This is a genomic window from Moorena sp. SIO1F2 (assembly GCF_010672755.1).
GTDB lineage: Bacteria > Cyanobacteriota > Cyanobacteriia > Cyanobacteriales > Coleofasciculaceae > Moorena.
On record NZ_JAAHFV010000665.1, the window covers coordinates 1 to 1,366 of the forward strand.

Consider the following 1,366-nt stretch of genomic DNA (forward strand, 5'->3'; position numbering starts at 1 on the left):
TATGCCTTGGGGGACAGTGTTTCTTTACTGACCTCGGTAGCACAGATGGCTCTCGGATCAATAATGAGGAGGTAGATGTTAACCAAAACTGGCTCCTGAAGGAAGATGACATCATCCGCATCGGTGAATTTGTTTTGTTGGTCAAAGACCTACAGCTCTATGGCTCTAACCAGGAACCAAACCTAGTTGTAGATGGTAATAGCACTGGCATAAAGCAGTGGACTAAGGGTGAGATTACTGTCCGCTGTGTACAGGTGATTGATGAGACCGATGATGTGAAAACATTCCGCTTCGTGGCCGAACCACCAATACTGTTCAGCTACAAGCCAGGTCAGTTTGTCACTCTGGATTTGGAGATTGATGGCAAAGCAGTAAAGCGTTCCTACTCCATCTCTTCGGCCCCCTCACGTCCTCATACCTTGGAAATTACTGTCAAGAGAGTTCCAGCACCACCAGACGCTCCTGATCGGCCAGCGGGTTTGGTGTCTAACTGGTTGCACGACAACATTAAAGTCGGATCCGAGGTGAGATTAAATGCTCCAATGGGGAAATTTACCTGTGCTGACCATAGGGCTGATAAACTGCTGTTGATCTCAGCAGGTAGTGGCATTACCCCGATGATGTCCATGTCCAAATGGCTTTGTGATACCGGTGCTGATGTCGATGTTGTATTTGTCCACAGTGCTCGTAGCCCACAAGACATCATCTTCCGTCAGAAATTAGAGTTGATGGCAGCTTTGTACCCTAATTTTAAGCTGGCGATTACCACGACTCGCCCAGAACTCGATCAAGGTTGGTCGGGTTATACCGGAAGACTCAATCAAGCCATGCTGCAACAGATGGCTCCAGATTTTCGCGATCGCATTGTTTATGTCTGTGGTCCGAATCCCTTTATGGCAGGGGTGAAAGGGATGCTAGCCGGTCTAGACTTCCCGATGGAAAACTACCATGAAGAGAGCTTTGGCGGCAAAAAGCCCTCAAAACAGAATAAACAGAAAGCAGCAGCAACAAATCCTGAACCAGTCAAAGGGGAAGATCGTCCTAGACTACACCTAGTAGAATCACCATCAACCTCTAATGAACCCACTGTGGTTTTTGCTGAGTCTGGAAAAGAGGTTACCTGTGATGCGGAGGATGTCATCCTAGATGTGGCTGAACAAGAAGGGGTGCCATTACCAAGCGGTTGCCGCATGGGAGCCTGTGGTGCTTGTAAGCGAAAGCTTATAGAAGGGAAGGTAGAGTATGATGAACAGCCTGACGCTCTGGAAGACGAGGAACGGCAGGAAGGGATGATTTTGACTTGTGTGGCTCGTCCTGTAGGACGAGTAGTGGTTAGCGCCTAAACATGTCTTGTCAAGGGTTCAAT

Annotated in this window: 1 protein-coding gene; it reads left to right on the top strand. The window is 48.2% G+C overall.

Going from position 1 to position 1,366, the window contains the following annotated elements:
* Positions 1-1,343: 2Fe-2S iron-sulfur cluster-binding protein (locus F6J94_RS33875; protein WP_293048341.1), on the top strand; the 1,343-nt coding region annotated here is incomplete at its 5' end.
* Between the last annotated feature and the right edge of the window lie 23 nt (positions 1,344-1,366).